Source organism: Bradyrhizobium sp. STM 3843, assembly GCF_000239815.1.
In the GTDB taxonomy this organism is placed as follows: Bacteria; Pseudomonadota; Alphaproteobacteria; order Rhizobiales; family Xanthobacteraceae; genus Bradyrhizobium.
The window spans coordinates 1-2,609 of sequence record NZ_CAFK01000241.1 but is presented as its reverse complement, the minus strand read 5'-3'; the positions used below and the strand labels follow the sequence as shown (position 1 = coordinate 2,609).

Below are 2,609 nucleotides of genomic sequence, written 5' to 3'. Positions count from 1 at the left end.
AAGACCGGCGCGCCGAAGGACGAGATGGGCGACATGGTCTCCGCGATTCTCGGCGAGATCGATGACCGCTGGAGCGAGATCTTCCAGGCCAGCGGCCAGAGCTACACCGGACCGAAGGTCGTGCTGTTTCGCAACGCCACCAATGGCGGACGCTGCGGCATGGCGCAATCGGCGATGGGGCCGTTCTATTGTCCGCCGGACCGCCAGATCTTTCTCGATACCAACTTCTTCCGCCAGGTCGAGACGCGCTTCCACGGCTGTTCAGGCAATGCCTGCAAGTTCACCGCAGCCTATATCATCGCGCACGAAGCCGGCCATCACATCCAGAATCTGCTCGGCGTCCTGCCGCGCGTGACCCGGCTGCAGCAGCAGGCGGGCAGCAAGGCCGAATCCAATGCGCTGCAGGTGAAGGTCGAACTGCAGGCGGACTGCCTGTCGGGCGTCTGGGCCAATCGCGAGCTGAAAAAGCGGCCCGGCTATCTCGAAGAGGGCGACATCGATTCCGCGCTCACCACCGCCTCGGCGATCGGCGACGATACCCTGCAACGGGAGGCGACAGGGCGCGTGGTGCCGGATTCGTTCACGCACGGTTCAGCCGCACAGCGCAAGCGCTGGTTCATGACCGGGTTCCAACAAGGCACCGTGAAGGCCTGCGACACGTTCGGCGCAAACTCGTTGTGATGCGCGCCTCCGTCCGGTCCCGATGAAAGAGGTGGCGATGTCGTCGACTGGTGAAGCCAAGCAGTTCATCCCGCTCAATATCGCGGTGCTCACGATCTCCGATACGCGCTCGCTCGCCGACGACAAATCGGGTACGACATTGAGCGATCGTTTGACCGCGGCCGGCCACAAGCTCGCCGCGCGCGAGATCGTGACCGATGATGTCGAGGCGATCCGTGCCGTCGTAAGGCGCTGGATCGCCGATCCCGCCGTCGATGTCGTCGTCACCACCGGCGGCACCGGCTTCACCGGTCGTGACGTCACGCCCGAGGCGGTCGAGCCCTTGTTCGAGAAGCGGATGGACGGCTTCTCGATCGCGTTTCACATGCTGAGCTACGCCAAGATCGGCACCTCGACCATCCAGAGCCGCGCCACTGCTGGCGTCGCCGGCGCAACCTACATCTTCTGTCTGCCCGGCTCGCCCGGGGCCTGTCGCGACGCCTGGGACGGCATTCTCGCCGCCCAGCTCGACTATCGCACGCGTCCCTGCAACTTCGTCGAGATCATGCCGCGGCTCGACGAGCATCTGCGCCGGCCAAAGGCGCAAGGCGCGACTGTGTAATCTTACTGCGTCATAACGCTTGGGGCATCGACCTCTCAGCGTCATTCCGGGGCGATGCGACAGCATCGAACCCGGAATCTCGAGATTCCGGGTTCAGCCCTGACGGGCTGCCCCGGAATGACGGCGTTTTATGATGCAGTTGGACCAAGCCCAACTACAGCTTCAGCTCCCAGGTCTCGCCGAGGAGATCGACGCCGAACGAGTGATGCGGTTCTTCGGCCACGAGCTCAAATCCCGCGCGGCGATAGATGTCGCGCGCGGCAACGAGGATGCTCTGCGTCCACAGCGCGATCTTCTTGTAGTTCTTCTCGCGCGCGAAGCGGATGCACTGTTCGACCAGTGCGCGGCCGACGCCGAGGCCGCGCGCTTTTTTCTCGACCAGCAGCAGGCGAATCTTCGCGACCTCGTCGGTGTCTTTGACCAGGAAAATCGAACCCACCGGTTCGCCCGCGATATCGGCGATCCAGCAATGTTCGCGCTTGGGATCGAACCTGCGGAGAAATTGCGCGGTGATCTCCGCGGCCAGCGCTTCGAACGAGATGTCCCAGCCATATTCCTCAGCGTAGACGGCGGCATGGCGGGAGACCACCCAGCCGATATCGCCAGGCCGATGGCTGCGCAGCAGGAAGGCCGGCCGCGATGGAGCCTCCGGTTCCAGGATATCCTCAATCATTGCCATTGCGCCGATCAGCCGGTCGCGGTCCTGCCCGGTGAGGCCGCGCAGCATCGCGGCGATCTCGCTCTGCGAGCTGTGGTCGAGCTTGGCGAAGGCTTGGCGTCCCTCGGCGGTCAGGCTGAGCTGTTGTTGCCTTCGGTCGGAGGGCAGTGGTGTGCGACTGATCAGGCCTTGCTCATCGAAGCTCTGGACGATGCGGCTGAGATAGCCGGGATCGAGTCCGAGCGTGAGGCCGATCTCCTTGGCGGAGACGCCCTCATGCTGGGCGAGCTCATAGAGCACCCGCGCCTCGGAGAGTGAGAACGGGCTGTTCAGGAGATGCTGGTCGAGCACCCCGAGCTTCTTTGTATAGAAGCGGTTGAACGCGCGCACCGCGGACACTTGGTCTTCGGAGGGCCGGCTGTTGGATGGCGGATGGAGCATGGCGCACCTCGATGTTTGCCATTGTCAATGAATTAATTGACTTTGGCAAGTATCTCGCGTGTCAGATCATGACCATTCGGCTGCGCAGCATGGTACGTGAAGGGCCGAGCTGGCGGAGCAGCTGGGTTTCAGCGCTCCGGGCATTCGGGGCGTGGCCGCCGAGCTGCCGGTAATGGTCACGGGCGATCAACAATCCCTGGTCGCCGAGCGGCCCGATCAGCGCGCGTG

At 63.7% G+C, this 2,609-nt stretch carries 3 protein-coding genes and 1 pseudogene; 2 read left to right on the top strand and 2 right to left on the bottom strand.

What is annotated here, in order from left to right; genetic code table 11:
• Positions 1-681 (top strand): neutral zinc metallopeptidase (locus BRAS3843_RS24755; protein WP_035982645.1); only part of this gene is annotated, 681 nt, incomplete at its 5' end.
• A gap of 37 nt (positions 682-718) precedes the next feature.
• Positions 719-1,282: a molybdenum cofactor biosynthesis protein B gene (gene moaB / locus BRAS3843_RS24750; protein WP_008971822.1), complete on the top strand. Its 564-nt coding sequence runs from the start codon at positions 719-721 to the stop codon at positions 1,280-1,282.
• 154 nt (positions 1,283-1,436) lie between these two features.
• Here the strand turns inward: moaB and BRAS3843_RS24745 are convergent, their stop codons facing one another.
• Both BRAS3843_RS24745 and BRAS3843_RS42280 read right to left on the bottom strand, forming a co-directional pair.
• Complete coding sequence (locus BRAS3843_RS24745; protein WP_008971821.1) at positions 1,437-2,381, bottom strand: helix-turn-helix domain-containing GNAT family N-acetyltransferase; 945 nt, start codon at positions 2,379-2,381, stop codon at positions 1,437-1,439.
• A 61-nt stretch (positions 2,382-2,442) separates the two neighbouring features.
• A pseudogene (locus tag BRAS3843_RS42280) lies at positions 2,443-2,609 on the bottom strand (glycosyl transferase); the annotation flags it as partial.